This is a genomic window from Sphingomonas sp. BL-S-29, from assembly GCF_055521495.1.
Genome location: NZ_CM145482.1, coordinates 2,197,304 through 2,216,405 on the forward strand (window position 1 = coordinate 2,197,304; position 19,102 = coordinate 2,216,405).

The window sequence follows — 19,102 nt, forward strand, 5'->3', positions numbered from 1 at the left end:
GTGTCAGGGGGCGCGTTTGCGCCGCAGGAAAGCAAGATCGTCACGAGTGAAGGCACCCAGGACGAAGGTGGCGACCGCATAGACGAAGCCGCCCGTGGCGACCAGCGCAAGCATGGCGCCGGTGCGGATCACCCAGCTGCCATGGAGATAGGGGGTCAGCAGCCCTTCGAGCAGCCAGAGGATGCCGCCCATCACCAGGGCTGCAGCACCGAGCCGCCAGGCGCGGTGGAGCAGACGCCGGTCGGGCTCGAAATGACCGCGCAGACGCAAGGTGCGATAGAGCAGGAACACATTGACGGTCGAGGCAAGCGCGGTCGCGAGGGGCGGGCCCATATGCTGGAGCGGCACGATGAGGGCGAGGTTGAGCACGAGGTTCACCGCCATGCTGATCGTTGCGTAGCGCACCGGTGTCTTCGTATCCGACCGGGCATAATAGCCCGGCGTCAGCACTTTCACGAGAATGTAGCTGGGCAGGCCGATCGAGAAGGCGGACAGCGCCTGGGCCGTGAAATAGGTGTCCTGCGCCGTGAACTTGCCATGTTCGAACAGCGCCGCGACGATCGGCGCGCCGCACAGCACCAGCGCCACGGTGGCGGGCAAGGTGAGCAGCAGCGCGAGCTCCATGCCGCGATTCTGCGATTCCATCGCGGCTTTCTCCTCGCCCGCGCCGAGCTGGCGGGAGATGAGCGGCAGCAGGACGGTGCCGAGCCCGATGCCGATCAGGCCGAGCGGCAACTGGTTCACCCGGTCGGCGGTATAGATATAGGTCACCGAGCCGTGCGGCAGCAGCGAGGCGGCGAGCGCGGTCGAGACGACCAGGTTGATCTGCACCGCGCCGGCGCCGGCGGCGGCGGGCCAGATCAGCGCCATCAGCTTCTTCACGTCGGGGCTGAACCGGGGAAGCTTGAGGCGGAGCCTGACCCCGTTCGACCAGCAGGCATGGGCCAGCCAGAGGAATTGCAGCACGCCGGCCACGCTGACCGCGATCGCCTGGTTGCGCGCGGTCAGATACGGATCATGGTTGTGGAAGAACAGCAGCGCGGCGATCAGCGTGAGGTTGAGCAGGATCGGCGCCGCGGCATTGACCCAGAATTTGTGCAGCGAATTGAGGATGCCGCCGAGCAGCGACACCAGGCTGATGAACAGCAGATAGGGAAAGGTGAAGCGCGACAGCTCGACCGCGAAGGCGAACTGATCGTTGCTGATCCCGTTGAACTTGCCGGACAGCGCCAGCGTGACCGGCCAGGCGAAAATCTCGACGATGATCGTCATCACGATCAGCACCGGCAGCAGCACCGACAGCGCGTCCTCGGCAAAGGCGACGCCGGCGGGAAGGCCGGGGCCGTCCTTGTCCGCCACCTTGCGGTTGAACATCGGGATGAACGCGGCCGAGAAGGCGCCCTCCGCGAACAGCGCGCGGAACAGATTGGGCAGGCGGAAGGCGACCAGGAAGGCGTCCGACGCGAAGCTCGCGCCGACGAAGCGGACGAACAGCGAATCGCGCACGAGCCCCAGCACGCGGCTGGCCAGGGTGAGACCCCCGATCGATCCCAGCGCGCGCGTGAGGTTCATGGAATAGCCTGTCCTGTCACCGTTCGTCCTGAGTAGCCGCTGAGCTTGTCGAAGCGGCGTATCGAAGGATATGCCCGGCCCATCTCCTTCGATACGGGCCTTCGACAAGCTCAGTCCCTACTCAGGACGAACGGAAGAGATAGAATTCGGAATCAGGCGGTGCCGATTTCCCCGGCGGCGGCCTGATCGCGCGCTTCTGCCTGCTGCATGTAGATCGCGGCGAAGTCGATCGGCTCGAGCAGCAGCGGCTGGAAGCCGCCGTCGCGGACCGCATCGGCGAGCACACGGCGCGCGAACGGGAAGAGCAGGCGCGGTGCCTCGGCCAGCAGGAAGGGCTGGACATGCTCCTCGGGGATGTTGCGCAGGCCGAAGATGCCGGCATAGGTCAGCTCGACGATGAACGCGACCTGGCCCTCGGTCTCGGCGCGGACCTCGACGCGGAGCACCACTTCATGGACCTCCTCGCCGACCTGGGCAGTGCCGATGTTGAACTGCACGTCGATCTGCGGCGGGGTCGTGATCTGGAAGATCGCCGGCGCGTTGGGATTCTCGAACGACAGGTCCTTCACATATTGCGAGATCAACCCGGCCGCCGGCGTCGTGTCGGCACCGTTGGGGAGGGGCTCGGTGCCCGTGATGATACCGTCGTCCTGCTCGCTCATCGAAAGTCCATTCCTTGAAGATCGAAATATCGGCCGCCCCCTGTGGCGTGCCGGCGACCGCGCGCCTAGCAGGGGGCGGCGGGCAGTTCAACGGCTGCTGCCCCTATCTTGCGTTGGGCCATTTGAAACGTTGGCGCGTTACGCCTATGTAGGCCATTAGCCGATAATGGAGGCAAGGTGCTCTTTGTAGTTCTTCTCGCGATGGTCGCCGCCTTTCTGGCGTTGCGTCTCTATATGGTGCTTGGCAAGCGGACGGGGCATGAACAGGTCCTTCCCAAGCCCGCCGAGGAGCGCGCGCCGGTAACGCCGCTGCCCCGCCCGATCGAGATCGCGCAGGAGCCGCGCGAGGTTTCGACTCGCAATATCGACCCGCGTGCCGAGGCCGGCCTTCGCGCCATCGTCGCGGCCGAACCCGGTTTCGACGTCGCCCAGTTCCTCGAAGGCGCCCAGTCGGCCTATCGCATGATCCTCGAAGCCTATTGGAAGGGCGAAGAGGATACGCTCGGCTGGCTGGTCGACGACGAGGTCCGCGGTGCCTTTGCCGAAGCGATCGCCGAGCGCGCAGCCGCCGGCCATGTGCTCGACAACCGGCTCGTGTCGATCGAGCGCGCGCTGATCTCCGACGCCTCGGTCGAGAATCGCCAGGCGCGCATCACGGTGCGCTTCGACGCCGATATCGCCGCGGTGACGCGCGATGCCGACGGCAACCTGGTCTCCGGCTCGATGAGCGACGCCGTCGAGACTCACGACATCTGGACCTTCGCCCGCACGCTGAAGAGCAGCGATCCGAACTGGAAGCTCGCCGACACCGACGAAGCGTGATCGTCATGCGGCGCGGGGGGACGGTCGCGCTGGCGCTGATGCTGAGCGCCTGTAGCAGCGGGGTCGTGCCGCGCCCCGCCGGACCATCGACCATCGCCGAGCCGCCTGCGCGCAAGCCCGTCGCGGCAATCCCGATCGCGCCGGCGCCGGCGGTGGTCGCGCCGGGCACCGCCACCGCCGCCGGGGCGGGTGTGCTGGCCGGTCCGCCGCTTACCTCGCTGCCCCTTACCGAAGCCCAGGCCGTGCGGGCACTGACCGCGTTCCGCACCAGCTGTGCCACCCTGCAACGCCGCACCGATGCCTCGGGGCTGACCCGGGGCGCCGACTGGCAGCCTGCCTGTTCCGCCGCGGCGACCCTAGGCGCGGCCGGCGCGCGAGGCTTTTTCGCTGACTGGTTCGAGACGGTGCAGGTCGGCGACGGCAAGGCCTTCGCCACGGGCTATTACGAACCCGAGATCGCCGGGTCGCGCGAGCGCCGGACCGGTTACGACGTGCCGATCTATGGCCGGCCAGCCGATCTGGTCGATGTCGATCTCGGCCAGTTCAGCGCCGACCTGAAGGGCAAGAAGATCCGCGGCAGGGTCGAAGGCAGTAATTTCGTGCCCTATTTCGACCGCACCGCGATCGAGCAGGGCGCGCTGGCGCAGCGCGCGCCGATCATCGCCTGGGCGGCGGACCCGGTCGAGCTGTTCTTCCTGCAGGTCCAGGGGTCGGGGCGGCTGAGGCTGCCCGACGGATCGGTGATGCGGATCGGCTATGAGAGCCAGAATGGCCGCGACTATACCGGCATCGGCGCGCTGATGAAGCAGCGCGGGCTGCTCGGACCCGGCCAGACATCGATGCAGGGCATCGTCGCCTGGCTGCGCAGCCACCCCGTGGAGGGCGCCGCGATCATGCGCGAGAACAAGAGTTATGTGTTCTTCCGCGAGCAGCAGACGCCGCCGATCGGCGCGCTGGGCCTGCCGGTGACCGGCGGGGTGAGCGCTGCCGCCGACCCCCGGTTCGTGCCGCTCGGCGCGCCCGTCTTCCTGTCGATGGACCGCACCGACGCGACCGGGCTGTGGGTGGCGCAGGATACCGGCGGCGCGATCCGCGGCAGCAATCGCTTCGATACGTTCTGGGGCGCCGGCGACGACGCGCGCGCGATCGCGGGGGGCATGTCGGCGCGGGGCACGGCCTTTCTGCTACTGCCGACCGGCACCCTGGCGCGGCTCGCAACGGAGAGGGCCAGTGGCGGAGCGCCCGTTAACCCCTGACGAAGCCGCGCTCTGGGCGAAGGTGATGGCGACGGTGCGGCCGATCCGGCCCGCGCCGAAGGCCGCGCCCAGGGCTGCCGTGCAGGCACAGTCTTCCAAACCCCTCCCCGTCAAGAAAGCGGTTCGGCGTGGGGCGAGCGAAACACCCGGTTTGCTGATTACCGGGGCGGTGGGTTCCAAGAGCAAGAGTCTTTCGAGCGCGCAGACGCGCGTGCCCATCCCTGCCCCTTCCCCCGAAGGGGAAGGGCTTAAGAAAGGGGGAACGCTCGACGGCAGCTGGGACCGGCAATTGTCGCGCGGCCTGGTGTCGCCTGACGACACGATCGATCTCCACGGCCATAATCTCGCCTCTGCGTACGCGCTGCTCGATTCAGCGCTCGACCGGTCGATCCGCGCGGGCGACCGGCTGATCCTGCTCGTCACCGGCAAGCCGCCGCGCGCCGAGAGCGAGCGGCCGCACGCGCGCGGGGCGATCCGCGCGGCGGTGGGCGACTGGCTGGCCGGATCGCGCCACGCCGCCGCGATCGCAGCGGTGCGCGGCGCGCATCCGCGCCATGGCGGCGCGGGGGCGCTGTACATCGTGCTGCGCCGGGCGCGGGGTGGGCGTTAATCAGAGACACAATCCGGTTGGCTGAGATATTCCCTCTCCGTTCACCCGAACGGTAAGAACTTCTCGACGATGGCAAAGAGCGCGCCGACACGACCGGCGCGGGATGCTGTGCCAGATCCAGCGCCCTGGTTGAATCGATGCCAGGACAAAAGAAAGGGGCCGCTTCCGGATGTGGAAGCGGCCCCTTTGCCGGTCAGGAACAGGCCATCAGAAGGAGAAGGTGACCGTTCCGTGATAGCTCTGGTTGGTGACATCCTTGCGGCCGATCGTGGTGTTGGCGCCGACCGAGAGGCGGAGCTTGTCGCCGGCCGCGATGCTCAGGCCGCCGCTGATTTCCCCCCAGTCGCGGTCCGAGGTCGCCACCGCGAACAGCGCATTGGGGCCGACCCCTCCGACGAAGTTGGCGCCGATAAAGCCGGGCTGGCGGCCGAAATCATGCACCCAATAGGCGGACACATAGGGCTTGACCGTCGCGCTGGTGCTGTGGGCGTTGAACCCGGCGCGGGCCTGGGCGCTGTCCAGGGTGCCCGGCTTGTAGACCAGCGCCGGGCCGCCGCCCGTTTCGTTGATGGTGTCGAACATGATCCGCGTGCCGCGGATCGAGACGCGCGGATCAAGGGCGATCATGCTGGCGACGGGAACGGAGCCGCCGACCCCGACCTCGCCCGACATGAAGAGCGACTGATCGTCACCGACCAGGCGATAGCTGGTCCCGGCCAGGCTGACGTTGCGCACGGTGTGCGAGTCGAACACGCCCGCGCTGAACGTGCCGTCGACGAACAGGCCGCCCGGAGTCCTGAGCTTGCCGTACAGCGTGCCCTGGAACAGCTTGCTGCGCGCTTCCTGGCCGGCGAAGGACGGCGTGGAGTCGAGATCGGTATAGGCGAAGGAGAAGCCGAGCAGCCCGCGCTCGCCGACCTCGGCCTCGAGACCAGCGGCGACGAACCAGCCGTTGAACTGGTCGCGGCGGGCGACCGGAACCGCGGTCGGCATGGATTCGCTGTCGCCGTCGATATAGCCGCCCGCGAGGAACGCGCTCATCGTCTCGGGCAGCTTGCCTTCCTGCGTGACCATGCCGCCGCCCGCGTCCGTGCGGCTTTCCTGCGTGCCGGGTAGGCCGGACGAGGCGAGCGCCGCGATCTGGAACGGCTTGCCTATCATCGCGACCGAGCCGCCGAGATTGCCGACCTCGAGCGCGGCGAGGCGATCGCGGTAGAAGCGGCCGGTATTGTCGACCGACGCGGTCGCCAGTGCCTGGCGAGTGGTCGCGGCGCGCGGCGCCAGGCCTTCGAGCGTTGAACGGATGGTCGCCGCGCTCTGCAGGTCGAGGATTCCGTAGAGGTCGCGCAGCCCGTTATAGACCACGCGGTCCTGGTCGAGCAGCTTCGCATAGGCCGTCTGCACCGGCGTATTGCCGACGACATTGGCATAGAGCCCGGCATCGATCGTCACCGACACCGACTGCGCCTGATAGGTGAGGCGCGGCGTCAGGATGGCGCTGAGCGCTGCCGGCGTGGCGAACCTCCCTTCGATCGGCCGATCCGCCGTGAGGAAGGTATAATTGTCGCCGGCGCGGATGATATAGCCGGCGGCCGGGGCGAAGGTGACGAAGCCGCCCAGGCTGGCAATGCCGTTGGTCGGCACGTTGCCGGTACCGAAGGTCGTCGCCTTGACCGCGATCTTGTCCGATACGCCGTTCGCGCCGAGGTTGATCGCCACCAGGCTGCCCGACGACAGGATGATATTGCCTTCGAAGGTGAGCGTCCCGGTGGTGGTCGAGGTGCCCGGCGAGATCGTGCCCGCCACGTTGGTGAAGAACGGGCTGCGGATCGTGCCCGCGCCGCTGAGACCGCCGGTCATCATGAAGAAGTCGCCCGGCGTCCGCAGCAGGCCGTCGACATTGATCGTGCCGGCAAACTGGTTGATGTCCATCAGGCTGGTCAGCGAGCCGGCCGAGGTGATGTTGAGCGCCGCAGCGCCGCGGATGGTGAAGCGGTCGACCGTCACTGCCGTGTCGAGCGTCGTGGTGCCCGCCGCCGACAGGGTCACGTCGAAATAGCGCGACATGGTGTTGGTCAGGCGATCGCCGTCGCTGTTGTTGGGCACGAAATTGGTCGCGCCGGGCAGGCCGTTGGCGAGCGTCGCGGACGGCAGCGCCGCCACGGCGACCGCCGCGCTGGTCTGGGAATCGCTGGCGCTCTGGCTCCCGGCGCTGCCGGTCAGATCGGCGACCGACGCCGTGCCGCGATCGTCGCTCGCGACGCCGGGCGTGTCCTGGCCGATCGGGCGCACGACCACCTTTTCGGTGCCTGTCGCGATGTCGAGACAGTCGCTCACACCGCCGCTCTCGAAACAGGCCTGGCCGAAACCGGGCTGTTCGGCGGTGCCGGCACCGGGGCTGGTCGGCACGCCGTTCACCAGCTGGCCATTGGGGCCGATGATCTGGTAATTGGGATCGAGATTGGTCACCCAGTGCGCCGCGTCCGACCATTTGCCGTCGCCGGCCTTGGCCGAGACATAATGATAGGGGTTGTTGGCGGCGATCCAGTCCCAATAGAGATAGAGCGGCTGGTAGAAGCTGGCCGTGCCATAGCCGTTCGGCGCCTGGCCGTTGAAGAAACGGGTATAGCCGCCGGAGAGCACGCCGATCACGACCTGCTTGGCAAAGGTCTTGTCGAGGATCAGCGGACCGCCCGAATCGCCGCTCGCGGTGATGCCTTCGCTGGGCAGCGCATTGTCGCGCCATGCGTTGAAGTCGAACGGGCTCGCCTGGGGCGTGCCCCGACGGGGATCGTCGAAATCGATCCAGTAGAGATTCTGGTGGAGGCCGTTCGGCTCGCCGAAGATGAAGGTCTCGAACTCGTCGAGCGAGGCGAGGGCGCCGAGCGTGTTCTCGGCGATGCGCCGCCGGTAATCGATGCCGCCGGTCGAGCCGGTGGTGCCGGTGCCGTTATTGCCATAGCCGTCGATCACGACATGATAGCCGGTGCCGGCGGCGGTGATCGTGGTGGCGGGCAGGGCGGAGAAGAGCAGCGCCCAGGTCGGGATGTCCTCGGCCGGCGTATCGAGCGAGGCGAGCGCGACGTCGCCATAAAGGAAGCCGGCCGACTCCGGCTCGAGCGACAGCGGGTTGTAGCGGACCTGGTTGACGTCATACATGTAGCGCGAGACGTTGGTCGCGTAATTGCCCAGCCAGCCGCCGAATGCGCTGGCGCCCGCGACATTGTTGTTGTTGCCGAAACCGAAGCCGATCGGTCGCCCGCCCGAATTCTGGCCATAGCTGGTGGCGGGCATTTCGTTCACGCAGTGCGCGGCGAAGATCACCGTGCGCGGGTTGATCAGCGTGCCGGTGCACAGGCCGATAAAGCCGTCCTGCGTGTCGACGATCATCTGGCCGACGCCGGTGACGTTGTTCGGGTCGCGCGCGGTGGTCGGCGTGCCCGGGTTCGCGATCACGATCTGCGGCTCCAGATAATCGCTGACCGGTGCGCTGATGCGATTGTCCTGCGCCTCCAGGAATGCGCTGGTCGGTGCGCCCGCGCCGCCATCCTGCGCGCTGAGATAGCTGTTGGTGGGAAGCTCGACATTCGAGCTCTGCGCCTGGGCGGAGCCTGCAATGACGATCGACATCGTGGCGGCCGTAGCGAGCAGCACCGCGCGCGAGCGTGCGGATAACGCGAGAGAAGCGGTCTTAGTCATTGATAATCCCCCGTTTTCGGAACGCGTCCGAAACCTTTCATTTAGATGAACAAAAGCTATTCCCATGTTTTCGAAGGTCAAGTGAGGATATGACCGTTACGGCCATGTAAGCCGGCAGGGCGCATATTCGCCCGGCAGTGTGGCGCGCCGGCAACAATGCACATCAATGCCGGCGTGGCGCGTCATGAGTCGAGGACGGCATCATCCGGCGGGCTTCGCTAACCGAAGGTCGCGGCGCTAGCGGGGTTCAGCCCCCACCGTTTGGGGGGTTACCAATCCTCCCCGGAACGGGGAGGGGCGCGTTCTCCCTCTCCCCTTGTGGGAGAGGAGCGTCGGGTGAACAGCGCCCCGCGCTGTTCAGGTCATGCCGGGGGCATGACCGACCCGACGCTGGGCCCGCTGCCGAAGGCAGTGGGAAGGGTGAGGGGGACATTCGTCGTTGCGGCCCCGAACCTCACTCCCCCTCACCCGACCTCGCTTCGCTCGGCCACCCTCTCCCACAGGGGGAGAGGGAAGGGAGGATGAAACGTCCCGCCAGCCTCAGTCCGCCTCCCGCAGCTCGCGGTAGAGATCGTAGCCGTCGTCCAGGTCGCGGTAGAGATCCTCCTCCTCGTCCCGGCTCCGCCGCTGCTCCGTCACGCCGTAGCGCGACGGGTCGAGCCAGCTCGGATCGCGGTGCAGCACCGGTTCGGCGAAGGTCAGCGCCAGCGCGTCGGCATCGTCGGGGGAGCCGAGCCCGCGCGCCTTCATATGCTCCTTCTTCTCGAGCAGGATCGACACCTGGTCCGCGGCATAGCCATATTCGACGCCGGTCAGGTCCGCCGCCAGCGCCTCCTCGTCGGGAATCGCCCCGCCGGACAGCCAGCCGCGCATGTTGGTCCACATCTCGGAGCGCTTGTTGGCGCACTTCACCCGCATCTCGCCGGCCCAGATCGCCTCGCGCCCCTTGCCGCCGAACCACACCTCATGCACGTTCGGCACGCCGAGCTGGCGCAGCCGGTCGACCACCGCGCCGCCGATATTGCCGGCATCGACGAAGATCGCATCGGGATGGAAGCCCTGCACCTGCAGCGCGACGTCGCCCGCCATGGTCATTGCGTCCACTCCCTGCCAGCGTTTCCACGGCCGCGTCCGCGCATCCCGCCCGCAGCGGATGGCAAGGGTCGAATGATCGTCGCCGAAGCGCGCGCAATCCAGGCCGAAGATCACCGGATCCCAGGTCACCCCGCCGAACAGCTCGCGTGCCCGCGCCGCCGCGACCAGGTCATGCCCGATGAACTGCATCGAGGAGTTGGACGGGAATTGCCCGCGCACCCGCACCCGCACCACGTCGCTGTCCTCGCCGTACGTCGCGACCAGCTCGTCGAGATAGGCGCGGTTCACCCCCTCGACCGAGCGGCTGTCGATCTGCCGCCCGTTCCACAAATGCCGGTGCCGCCCGAAACAGTCGCGGAAAGGCCCCGTATTGTGCGTCGGGTTGCCGAAGGCGAGGAACAGGATCTCGGTCCCCTCGTCGGTCAGCGCGCCCAGCGCCACCTCCCACACTTTCGGCGCGATGCCCGATGCCTCGTCGAAGATCAGGATGATGCGCTTGCCCTGGTTGTGCAGCCCGGCGAACGCCTCGGTATTGGCGACGCTCCAGGTGACGAGATCGCACCGCCAGCTCCGGTCGTGCCCCGCCACGGTGGAGACGAGCGACGTCGCCGTCGCGCTGAACCAGTCCTTCGTGATCGACAGATTATGCCATTTTACGATCTCCGGCGCGGTCTTGGTCAGCAGCTGCACCTCGGTATTGGCGGTGGCGACGATGCGCGTGTCGATGCCGGTGTCGAGCCCCCATTTGATCAGCATCGCGATCAGCGCCGACTTGCCGATGCCGTGGCCGGAAGCACGCGCGATGCGGCACGGCATGTGCCGCGTGGCGGGATCGGACAGATGCGCGCCGATCGTCTCCATCACCTCGCGCTGCCACGCGCGCGGGCCCGAGACGCCGGCGAGCGGACCTTCGCCCCAGGGATAAGCGAAGCGGGCATGGGCGAGAGGATCGTGCCGGAAGGCCTTCATAAGCGCGAAAAGACTGTCTTCCGCCGCTTCCCGGGTTTCGGGCAGGGTTGGCCTGGAGGGGGTCAGCCTGGATTGGGTCGGGGGGGCGCCCGCTGCCTTCCTCCTGGATGTCGGTTCAGCTCGTCTCATAGTTTGCCTCCCGGTCGGCGACGCGCGCCATGGCCTTGCGCATGCGCTCGATAAAGCCGTCTGCATCATCGTCGGATTTGTTCAGGCCGCCCCATGTCTCGCGATCGCGGACGCGCAGCCAATGGAGCTGGGCACGGATATCCGGCCGCACTTCGCGGGCGAAGCGGACGATCTCCGGGGCGGCGGCGCCCGCGGGCATAAAGACCTGTACCGCTTCCTCCTCATAGCCGATGGCGCGTTCGTAGAGCGCGCGCTCGACACGCTCGTTCGCCGTCGCCTTCCCGAGCGCGGTGGCCTCGGCGAAGTCGGGATAGGCAGCGCGCCAGCGGAAGATCGTGCTGCGCGAGACGCCGAATTCGGCGGCCAGCTCGCGATCGGTAAAGCCGTGAGCATATTGCTCGCGGGCGCGCCGGGCATAGGCGGCTTTGTATGTGGTGGGGCGGGTTTCGGTCATGCAGCGCGGTTTAACCGCGCGGTTTGGTAGTTTGAATCAAGCGGCATGGCGTGTGGTAAAGGGTTTTGCGGGAGATATGGGACACCAGCTGTGTCATATCTCCTGCGCCGCATTACCAAGCTGTCGCACGATTAAATTGTTATATTTCAATTAGATGTTCGGGCTCAATCCATCGCCCAAGCGGCGATGGCGAAAGGCTCAGGCGGCGGCGGTGCTCAGCGGGCGCCGTGCCGGGCGGGCGATGCGGATGCTGTCGCCCACGCCGCTGCGTTCCATCCGGCGGCGCAGCTTCTCTGCGAGGACTCTGCCGACAAGTTCGTGATCGGCGCGGAAGTAAATGGTACCGTTCATGTCAGTCTCCGTAACCTTCGCTCAGTCAATCCTCGATTCAGAGTGGTTAATCCCACTTCCTGCACATCTCGTCTCATAACGCAGCGGAACTACGCTTTGTTCCGAATCTGCATCGAACGCGAGTCGTGTGCGACCGGGCATCGACGAAAATGGGATGGCCAAGGTGACGGTCAGAGGCTGATCCCACATTTAATTAATAAACTGTCACCGAAATAGCGGTTTCGGTGACAGTTTACTAATTAGCCAATTCCGGCTACCAATAAGGATATGGCGCGCCTGGCTAGAGTCGTGATCCCTGGAGTTCCGCACCATGTCACGCAGCGGGGCAATCGGCGCGATCCGACCTTCTTCGAGGACGCCGACTATGCGCTCTATCGCAAGCTGCTCGGCGAGGCGGCGGGCAAGGCCGGCGCGGAGGTGTGGGCCTATTGCCTGATGCCGAACCATGTCCATGTGATCCTGACGCCGTCGGACGCGGATGGACTGCGCCGGACCTTTGCCGACCTTCATCGCCGTTACACCAGCATCATCAACGCGCGACAGGGCTGGACCGGGCATTTGTGGCAGGGGCGGTTCGCTTCGGTGGCGATGGATGACGCGTATCTGGCCAGCGCCGCGCGGTATGTGGCGATGAACCCGGTCCGGGCGCGCCTGGTCGAGAGGCCGGAGGACTGGCGCTGGTCGAGCGTCGCCGCACATCTGGCGGGCAGGGACGACGGCGTGGTCAAGGTGCGTCCGCTGCTCGAGCGTACGGGGGACTTCCGGGCCTTTCTGGGGGATGAGGAGGATGCCGCGGCCTATGCCGCCCTGCGGCAGTCGGAGACGACGGGCCGGCCCCTGGGGGGAGCGGCGTGGATCGAGGCGGTCGAGCGGCAAACCGGCCGCAGCCTCGCGCCGCGACGACGGGGACCGAAACCAAAGGCCGTTAATTAGTAAACTGTCACCGAAATAGGATGGGCGGGGATGACGAGGCTTCTTGTGGCGGGCGCTACCGGGTTGGTCGGCACGGCGGCGCTGGCGCTGTTGCTGGACGATGCGCGGGTGACTCAGGTGGTCGCGCCGACGCGGCGGGCGCTTGCCCCGCATGCGAAGCTGCTGAACCCGATCGTGACGAGCGGGAACCTGCCGCTCGACGCGGCGTGGTGGGCGGTCGACGGCGCGATTTCCGCGCTGGGCACGACGCGGGCGAATGCCGGGTCGGCCGCGGCCTATCGCGCGATCGATTACGACTATGCGCTCGCCATCGCGATGCGGGTCCGTGAAGGCGGCGCGACCGCCTTTGCGCTGACCTCGTCGATGGGGGCCAATGCGCGCTCCTGGTTTCGTTATCCGCGCACCAAGGGCGAGCTCGAGGAAGCGATCGATCGTCTCGGCTTCCCGTCGCTGACGATCCTGCGGCCGGGCTTCCTCGGCGGGGCGCGCAGCGAGCACCGGCCGATGGAGAAGACCATCGGGCGATTGCTGGATATGGCCGCGCCGATCCTGCCGGCCAGCGCGCGGACCAGCCCGGCCTCGACCGTCGCGGCGCTGCTGGTCGAGGCAGCGCTGCAGGGCAAGGCGGGCCGGCACGTGATCAGTTCGCGGGAGATCGCGCTGGCAGCCGAAGGCCGGCGTTGACCAGCGGCCGGGAAGACTGCGCGCGCGCAGCAGGCCGCCGATCTTTTTGGCTTGATCGCCGGTCGCTGGCCCGCTAGGCGCACCCCCCTGCAATGTGTCGGGGCGTGGCGCAGTCTGGTAGCGCACTGGTCTCGGGGTCCAGGGGTCGTAGGTTCGAATCCTATCGCCCCGACCATTGCAGCTTTCTTTCCCGGCGGTCTTTTCGCGGGAAGATGAATTCCCCGATCAGCCTCTCGCGCCGAGCATGTCCTCGATACTGGTGAATTTCTCGCGCGGGGCGCCGTCGCGGGCGCGGGCGATTTCGGCGGCTTCGATCTTCTGCCAGTCGCGGAAGGTGACGACATCGACGTTCCGACTGGCGAGCAGCGAATCGAGCCCCGCGCGGCCGGCCTTGCCGCTGTCATCGCCAAGGTCGGCGGCGATGTGCTCGGCGATCAGGAAGCCGTCGGGGCGGTTGGTGCCGATCGTGCCGGTCGGGCCGCGCCGCGCCCAGCCGACTGCGTAGAGGCCCGGGCCGATCCGCCCGTCCTGATTGGCGAAGCGGCCGAGCTTGTCGTCATAGGGCACGCCGTGGATCGGCGGGGTGCGATAGCCGATGCAGCTCACCACCAGGCCGGCGGGGATGGCATAGGTCTCGCCGGTGCCCAGCGCGCGGCCTTCGGCGTCGATCGCGGTGCGCTCGACGATGACGCGCTCGGCCCTGCCCCCATTCTCACTGCTGCCCTCGACGCGGACGGGCATGGCGTAGAAGTCGAAATCCACCTCGATCTGACCGCGGTCAGCCCGCGTCGCGAAGTCGCGCAGGTGCGCGACCGCCTTGCGCTGGCCGGGGTCGAGCGCGGCGTCCTCCTCGATCGGCGGGAGATCGGCCGGATCGACATGCGGCACGGCGCGGGCGAGATGGCCGAGCTCGCCCAGTTCCTTGGGGGTCATCGCGATCTGGTGCGGGCCGCGCCGGGCGAGGATGGTGATGCGATCGTGAGTCGCGGTGCCGAGATGGTCGAGTGCATGGCCGACAATGTCCGATCCGGCGAACTCGCTCTCGGCCTTGGCGAGGATCCGCGCGACGTCGAGCGCGACATTGCCGGCGCCGACCACCACCGCGCCGGGGCCGTGGAGCGAGGGGTTGAGCCCGGCGAAATCGGGATGGCCATTGTACCAGCCGACGAATGCGGCCGAGCCGACCACGCCGGGGAGATCGTCGCCGGGCACGCCGAGCGGCTTGTCGGCGGGGGCGCCGGTCGCCAGCACCACCGCGTCGTAGAGGTCACCCAGTTCGGCGATGGTCACGTCGCGGCCGACGCTGACATTGCCGACGAAGCGGACATTATCGGTGAGCGCGACCGCCTCGTAACGGCGCGAAACGCCCTTGATCGACTGGTGATCGGGCGCGACGCCGGTGCGGATCAGGCCGTAGGGGACGGGCAGGCGATCGATGATGTCGACGCGGACCTGATCGCCGAAAATCTTCTGGCAGGCTTCCGCGGTGTAATAGCCGGCCGGTCCGGAACCGATGATCGCGATGTGACGCAAGCCCGCTCTCCTGTCTTTTGCCCGATGCTAGCGGACATGGGCGGCAGAACAAGCCGCCACGGGCCGCGCCGGGGCGGGGAGGGTGAGAAAAGGTCTTGTCCCGCAACCGGTTCGACTCGGGCCGACCCATTGCACCAGCAACGGGCCTGGTTGAATCGACCGGTGCGGGAGAAGGATGGCGTCAGCCGCGGCGCTTGGCGCGCCAGGCCTTGACCGCGGCCATGGTGCCGGTGACGTGGCCGGCGGGGCTCATCTCCGAATGGACGAAGATGATCTTGCCGTCGGGCGCGATGACATAGGAGGTGCGGTTGGTCATCGTCTTGCCCTTGGCGATGTGCACGTCATAGCCGCTGACGGTTTCGGGCTTGGCCACGCCGACCGGGAAGGCGTCGCGGCATTCGACCTTGGAGAAATCGGCGAGCTTGTCGATCGGATCGGCGGAGAGGCCGATCAGGGTCGCGCCGTTCTTCTGGAACTCGGCGGTGGCCAGGGCGAACTCATGCGCCTCGATCGTGCAGCCCTTGGTGAAGGCGGCGGGGAAGAAATAGAGGACGACCGGGCCTTTGCGCAGCGCGGATTTGAGCGCGAAGTTGAACTGCTTGCCGCCAAGCGCCGCCTGGGTGGTGAAATCGGGCGCCTTGGCCCCGACGGGGAGCGCGGCGGTGGCGGGGACGGCGAGAGCGAGGGTAGCGAGCAGGGCAGCGGTGAACCGGGGGGCGTGCTTCATGTGAGTCTTCCCTTGGAGAGTCACCGGCATCCTAGCCCGCCCGACGATATGGCACCATCGGGAAAAGGGGCCGCCGCGCTAGGGACGCGACGGCCCGCTCCAGGCCCGAGGGTTCGGGCTTTACTTGGCCAGCGGCGCTGCGTCCGCGGCATTTTCGGGAAGGCCGCCGAGCTGGTCGACGAGCTTGATATAGGCATCGAGATAGGCGAGCACGATGACCTGGCCGATCGCGGTATCCTGATAGCCGCCGCCGCCGGCACCGCCGAAGGCGCCGCCGCCGAACACCGCGCCGCCGCCGCCGAAGCTGACATCGGACTTGCGGGCATGGCCCTCGGTCAGCGCCTCTTCCTCGGTGGTGCGGGCGTTGACCACCGACAGGGTCACCGCCGCTTCCTTCTTGTTGACGTTGATGCCGCCGGCGACCGCACCGAGGCCGCCGAGCAGGCCGCCGCTACGGCCGAGAAAGCCGCCCAGCGCCGCGCCCGCGCCGCCGCCGCCCGAGCGGTTGTTGGCGGTGACGATATCGGGCTGGAGGAAATAATCCGCTGCCTTGACCTGGCCCTTGCCGAGGTTCGAGCCGTCCTGCAGCTCGCCCGAATCCGCCATGGCGCGTTCCATATTGCGGCTGGCCATCGAGCGGCCGCGATTGACCAGGCCGAAGCAGCCGGATTTCTGGACGAACACCTTGATGATCGCCTCCGGGCTGCCGAGATTATATTCGCGCCACCACTGGCTGTCCGGCTCGACGATCGCGATGGTGCCGATCCGCTTGCGACAGACCGGAATGTTCAGCTCGCCATTCTTCTGCATCTGATAGGCCGACGAGCCCTTGTCCTTGGCGAGGGCGGGCGTGGCGGTGAAGGCACTGGCGGCGGCGAGCGCGCAGAGTGCCGCGCCTGTCAGGAAAGTTCGCATGGTGATCCCCTAAGTCTTCGCGCGCCCTGTTCTTGCCGGTGCGAGCGTTCAACGATGGTGCGACCCCGTGACGGCGCCGATATTAGCACCGCCCCGATAGCCGCGCTAGGCACTTCGGACCCGATCAGGGCGCGGGAGACGATCGCCGTCCCCTTAACCATCACCGTCGAAGCGCCTCTGCCCGGCGTCGTCACATACGGCTCTAGCCGCCCGGCGGATGCGCGGTGAAGGCAGGTGCGACGGAGAGTCGACGGGCGCGCGATGGCGGCGACGAAGAGCGGGCGCACGCGACCCCCTTCGCAGACGCCGCCGCGCCTGCTAACGCGCGTCCGATCATGTCGACCGACCTTTCCCGAATCCGCAACTTTTCGATCATCGCCCATATCGACCATGGCAAGTCGACGCTGGCCGATCGCCTGATCCAGGCGACCGGGGGCTTGAGCGACCGCGAGATGTCCGAGCAGGTGCTCGACAATATGGACATCGAGCGCGAGCGCGGCATCACCATCAAGGCGCAGACCGTGCGCCTGCGCTACAAGGCGAAGGACGGGCTCGATTACGAGCTGAACCTGATGGACACGCCCGGCCATGTCGACTTCGCCTATGAAGTGAGCCGGAGTCTCGCCGCGTGCGAAGGCGCGCTGCTGGTGGTGGACGCCGCGCAGGGCGTCGAGGCGCAGACGCTCGCCAATGTCTATCAGTCGATCGAGCACGACCATGAGATCGTGCCCGTCATCAACAAGATCGACCTGCCCGCGGCCGACCCGGACAAGGTTAAGGCCGAGATCGAGGAAGTGATCGGGCTGGACGCGTCCAACGCGGTGCTGACCTCGGCCAAGGCGGGCATCGGCATCGCCGACGTGCTGGAAGCGGTGGTGACGCGCATCCCGCCGCCCAAGGGCGATATCGACGCGCCGCTGAAGGCGATGCTGATCGACAGCTGGTACGACCCCTATCTCGGCGTCGTCATCCTGATCCGCGTGATGGCCGGCGTCCTGAAAAAGGGCCAGCAGATCAAGTTCATGCAGACCGGCACGCTGCATCTGGTCGACCGGGTCGGCTGTTTCCGGCCGAAGATCGAGCAGCTGAGCGAGCTGGCGGTGGGCGAGATCGGCTTCATCACCGCGCAGATCAAGGAAGTGGCGCAGACCCGGGTCGGCGACACCATCACCGACGCCAAGCGTCCGGCCGACGAGCCGCTGCCCGGCTTCAAGGAAGTCCAGCCGGTGGTGTTCTGCGGGCTGTTCCCGGTCGACGCCAACGACTTCGAGAAACTGCGCGAGAGCATTTCCAAGCTGCGGCTGAACGATGCGAGCTTCAGCTTCGAGATGGAGACCAGCGCGGCGCTCGGCTTCGGCTTCCGCTGCGGGTTCCTCGGGCTGCTGCACCTCGAGATCATCCAGGAGCGGCTGACCCGCGAATATGACCTGGACCTGATCACCACCGCGCCGTCGGTGGTGTATCAGATCGAGCTGGCGCACGGCGCGGGGCATGTCGAGCTGCACAACCCGGCGGACATGCCAGACCCGAGCCGCATCGCGAGCATCGCGGAGCCGTGGATCGAGGCGGTGATCTATGTGCCCGACGAATATCTCGGCAGCATCCTGAAGCTGTGCCAGGACCGGCGCGGCATCCAGAAGAACCTGACCTATGTCGGCGGCCGCGCGCAGGCGACCTATGAACTGCCGCTCAACGAAGTGGTGTTCGATTTCTACGACCGGCTGAAGAGCATCAGCCGCGGCTATGCCAGCTTCGACTATCACCAGATCGGCTATCGCGAGGGCGACCTGGTCAAGATGAGCATCCTGGTGAACAACGAGCCGGTCGATGCGCTGAGCATGATCGTGCACCGCGGCACCGCCGAGGCGCGCGGGCGCGGGATGTGCGAGCGGCTGAAGGACCTGATCCCGCGGCATCTGTTCAAGATCCCGATCCAGGCCGCGATCGGCGGCAAGGTGATCGCGCGCGAGACGATCGCGGCGCTGCGCAAGGACGTGACGGCGAAATGCTATGGCGGCGATGCCAGCCGCAAGCGCAAGCTGCTCGACAAGCAGAAAGAGGGCAAGAAGCGGATGCGGGAATATGGCTCGGTGAGCATTCCGCAGGAGGCGTTTATCGCGGCGCTGAGGATGGGCGACGACGCCTGAGCGCCCGAGACCGGGGAGGGGATTGCGCCAGCAATCGCCGAGCCGGGCGAGGATCAGCGCCAGGCCGGCCGGCGACCGGTCGAGCTTGTCCTCGACCGGATCGTCCGGCGACGCGGCTTTGCCGCGGCGCCACCCGCTATCCCGGGCGGTTTTCCGACTTTTATTTTTCCGCTGTTATGTTGGAGTTTCGGGCGGGAATAGGCGTGTGAATTCAGCGGCTTGATGTCCGTTTTCCCTGTTACACCGTAACAGCGGAAAAACGCGTCGATTTTCAGCGATTTTTTCCGCTGTTCGTGACGAATTCGCAGAGTTCCGGTGACAGTCCACTCAATTGATAAGTCAGTGGGGCGGCGATATGAAGCGCGCCCAGTTAAGTGAAGAGCCACTGGAAGCGCTAATTAGTAAACTGGCACCGTAATTCCTGTAATGCGGGATCGTGCAGCGAGGATGATATCTGCTGCGAAAGTCGATTCAGCTGCCCGGTGAGGTAAGTAAGTGGACTGTCACCGGGTTCCCCCATGTAATTCCGTAACGCGACGATCCC

The 19,102-nt window shown here is 66.8% G+C and carries 15 protein-coding genes and 1 tRNA gene; 7 read left to right on the forward strand and 9 right to left on the reverse strand.

What is annotated here, in order from left to right; translation table 11 throughout:
* Window positions 1-3 precede the first annotated feature (3 nt).
* Entirely contained in the window at window positions 4-1,572 is a 1,569-nt protein-coding gene (gene murJ / locus ACZ1I2_RS10500) for a murein biosynthesis integral membrane protein MurJ (protein ID WP_465174159.1), read from the reverse strand.
* A 152-nt stretch (window positions 1,573-1,724) separates the two neighbouring features.
* Entirely contained in the window at window positions 1,725-2,234 is a 510-nt protein-coding gene (gene secB, locus ACZ1I2_RS10505) for a protein-export chaperone SecB (RefSeq protein WP_465169751.1), read from the reverse strand.
* A 177-nt stretch (window positions 2,235-2,411) separates the two neighbouring features.
* Between secB and ACZ1I2_RS10510 the strand changes: the two genes are divergently transcribed.
* Genes ACZ1I2_RS10510 through ACZ1I2_RS10520 form a run of 3 tightly spaced genes read left to right on the forward strand, consistent with a single transcriptional unit; the run spans window position 2,412 to window position 4,922 of the window.
* Complete coding sequence (locus ACZ1I2_RS10510) at window positions 2,412-3,056, forward strand: Tim44/TimA family putative adaptor protein (protein WP_465169750.1); 645 nt, start codon at window positions 2,412-2,414, stop codon at window positions 3,054-3,056.
* A 5-nt stretch (window positions 3,057-3,061) separates the two neighbouring features.
* Window positions 3,062-4,312: a murein transglycosylase A gene (mltA, locus tag ACZ1I2_RS10515; RefSeq protein WP_465177154.1), complete on the forward strand. Its 1,251-nt coding sequence runs from the start codon at window positions 3,062-3,064 to the stop codon at window positions 4,310-4,312.
* 25 nt (window positions 4,313-4,337) lie between these two features.
* On the forward strand, window positions 4,338-4,922 hold the full coding sequence (locus ACZ1I2_RS10520) for a Smr/MutS family protein (RefSeq protein ID WP_465177153.1): 585 nt from the start codon (window positions 4,338-4,340) through the stop codon (window positions 4,920-4,922).
* A 207-nt stretch (window positions 4,923-5,129) separates the two neighbouring features.
* Here the strand turns inward: ACZ1I2_RS10520 and ACZ1I2_RS10525 are convergent, their stop codons facing one another.
* The 4 genes from ACZ1I2_RS10525 to ACZ1I2_RS10540 all read right to left on the reverse strand — a co-directional run bounded on the left by ACZ1I2_RS10525 (window position 5,130) and on the right by ACZ1I2_RS10540 (window position 11,619).
* Window positions 5,130-8,621 (reverse strand): autotransporter domain-containing protein, encoded by a 3,492-nt coding sequence (locus ACZ1I2_RS10525; RefSeq protein ID WP_465174158.1) that lies wholly within the window; start codon window positions 8,619-8,621, stop codon window positions 5,130-5,132.
* Window positions 8,622-9,161: 540 nt separating this feature from the next.
* Complete coding sequence (locus ACZ1I2_RS10530) at window positions 9,162-10,685, reverse strand: terminase (protein ID WP_465174157.1); 1,524 nt, start codon at window positions 10,683-10,685, stop codon at window positions 9,162-9,164.
* A 115-nt stretch (window positions 10,686-10,800) separates the two neighbouring features.
* A complete protein-coding gene (locus ACZ1I2_RS10535; RefSeq protein WP_465174156.1) occupies window positions 10,801-11,268 on the reverse strand; it encodes a helix-turn-helix domain-containing protein in 468 nt (155 codons plus the stop codon).
* Window positions 11,269-11,466: 198 nt separating this feature from the next.
* Window positions 11,467-11,619, reverse strand: coding sequence for a hypothetical protein (locus ACZ1I2_RS10540; RefSeq protein ID WP_465169746.1), 153 nt, complete (start codon window positions 11,617-11,619; stop codon window positions 11,467-11,469).
* 288 nt (window positions 11,620-11,907) lie between these two features.
* Here ACZ1I2_RS10540 and ACZ1I2_RS10545 point away from each other — a divergent pair, with 288 nt between their 5' ends.
* The 3 genes from ACZ1I2_RS10545 to ACZ1I2_RS10555 all read left to right on the forward strand — a co-directional run bounded on the left by ACZ1I2_RS10545 (window position 11,908) and on the right by ACZ1I2_RS10555 (window position 13,411).
* Complete coding sequence (locus ACZ1I2_RS10545; RefSeq protein ID WP_465174155.1) at window positions 11,908-12,552, forward strand: transposase; 645 nt, start codon at window positions 11,908-11,910, stop codon at window positions 12,550-12,552.
* A gap of 30 nt (window positions 12,553-12,582) precedes the next feature.
* On the forward strand, window positions 12,583-13,236 hold the full coding sequence (locus ACZ1I2_RS10550) for a Rossmann-fold NAD(P)-binding domain-containing protein (protein WP_465174154.1): 654 nt from the start codon (window positions 12,583-12,585) through the stop codon (window positions 13,234-13,236).
* Between the two features lie 98 nt (window positions 13,237-13,334).
* Window positions 13,335-13,411, forward strand: a tRNA-Pro gene (locus tag ACZ1I2_RS10555).
* A gap of 50 nt (window positions 13,412-13,461) precedes the next feature.
* Here the strand turns inward: ACZ1I2_RS10555 and ACZ1I2_RS10560 are convergent.
* The 3 genes from ACZ1I2_RS10560 to ACZ1I2_RS10570 all read right to left on the reverse strand — a co-directional run bounded on the left by ACZ1I2_RS10560 (window position 13,462) and on the right by ACZ1I2_RS10570 (window position 16,411).
* Window positions 13,462-14,769 (reverse strand): FAD-dependent oxidoreductase, encoded by a 1,308-nt coding sequence (locus tag ACZ1I2_RS10560; RefSeq protein WP_465174153.1) that lies wholly within the window; start codon window positions 14,767-14,769, stop codon window positions 13,462-13,464.
* 181 nt (window positions 14,770-14,950) lie between these two features.
* Window positions 14,951-15,496, reverse strand: coding sequence for a peroxiredoxin (locus ACZ1I2_RS10565; RefSeq protein ID WP_465174152.1), 546 nt, complete (start codon window positions 15,494-15,496; stop codon window positions 14,951-14,953).
* A 120-nt stretch (window positions 15,497-15,616) separates the two neighbouring features.
* Window positions 15,617-16,411, reverse strand: coding sequence for a CsgG/HfaB family protein (locus tag ACZ1I2_RS10570; RefSeq protein ID WP_465169741.1), 795 nt, complete (start codon window positions 16,409-16,411; stop codon window positions 15,617-15,619).
* Between the two features lie 335 nt (window positions 16,412-16,746).
* Between ACZ1I2_RS10570 and lepA the strand changes: the two genes are divergently transcribed.
* Entirely contained in the window at window positions 16,747-18,558 is a 1,812-nt protein-coding gene (gene lepA / locus ACZ1I2_RS10575; protein WP_465174151.1) for a translation elongation factor 4, read from the forward strand.
* Window positions 18,559-19,102 lie beyond the last annotated feature (544 nt).

What these genes read in the sequence shown, in the direction of transcription:
- mltA (WP_465177154.1), top strand. Translation starts at nt 3,062, where the DNA reads ATGCGGCGCGGGGGGACGGTCGCGCTGGCGCTGATGCTGAGCGCCTGT.
- ACZ1I2_RS10525 (WP_465174158.1), bottom strand. Translation starts at nt 8,621, where the DNA reads ATGACTAAGACCGCTTCTCTCGCGTTATCCGCACGCTCGCGCGCGGTG.
- lepA (WP_465174151.1), top strand. Translation starts at nt 16,747, where the DNA reads ATGTCGACCGACCTTTCCCGAATCCGCAACTTTTCGATCATCGCCCAT.
- murJ (WP_465174159.1), bottom strand. Translation starts at nt 1,572, where the DNA reads ATGAACCTCACGCGCGCGCTGGGATCGATCGGGGGTCTCACCCTGGCC.
- ACZ1I2_RS10535 (WP_465174156.1), bottom strand. Translation starts at nt 11,268, where the DNA reads ATGACCGAAACCCGCCCCACCACATACAAAGCCGCCTATGCCCGGCGC.
- secB (WP_465169751.1), bottom strand. Translation starts at nt 2,234, where the DNA reads ATGAGCGAGCAGGACGACGGTATCATCACGGGCACCGAGCCCCTCCCC.
- ACZ1I2_RS10530 (WP_465174157.1), bottom strand. Translation starts at nt 10,685, where the DNA reads ATGAAGGCCTTCCGGCACGATCCTCTCGCCCATGCCCGCTTCGCTTAT.
- ACZ1I2_RS10565 (WP_465174152.1), bottom strand. Translation starts at nt 15,496, where the DNA reads ATGAAGCACGCCCCCCGGTTCACCGCTGCCCTGCTCGCTACCCTCGCT.
- ACZ1I2_RS10570 (WP_465169741.1), bottom strand. Translation starts at nt 16,411, where the DNA reads ATGCGAACTTTCCTGACAGGCGCGGCACTCTGCGCGCTCGCCGCCGCC.
- ACZ1I2_RS10550 (WP_465174154.1), top strand. Translation starts at nt 12,583, where the DNA reads ATGACGAGGCTTCTTGTGGCGGGCGCTACCGGGTTGGTCGGCACGGCG.
- ACZ1I2_RS10520 (WP_465177153.1), top strand. Translation starts at nt 4,338, where the DNA reads ATGGCGACGGTGCGGCCGATCCGGCCCGCGCCGAAGGCCGCGCCCAGG.
- ACZ1I2_RS10540 (WP_465169746.1), bottom strand. Translation starts at nt 11,619, where the DNA reads ATGAACGGTACCATTTACTTCCGCGCCGATCACGAACTTGTCGGCAGA.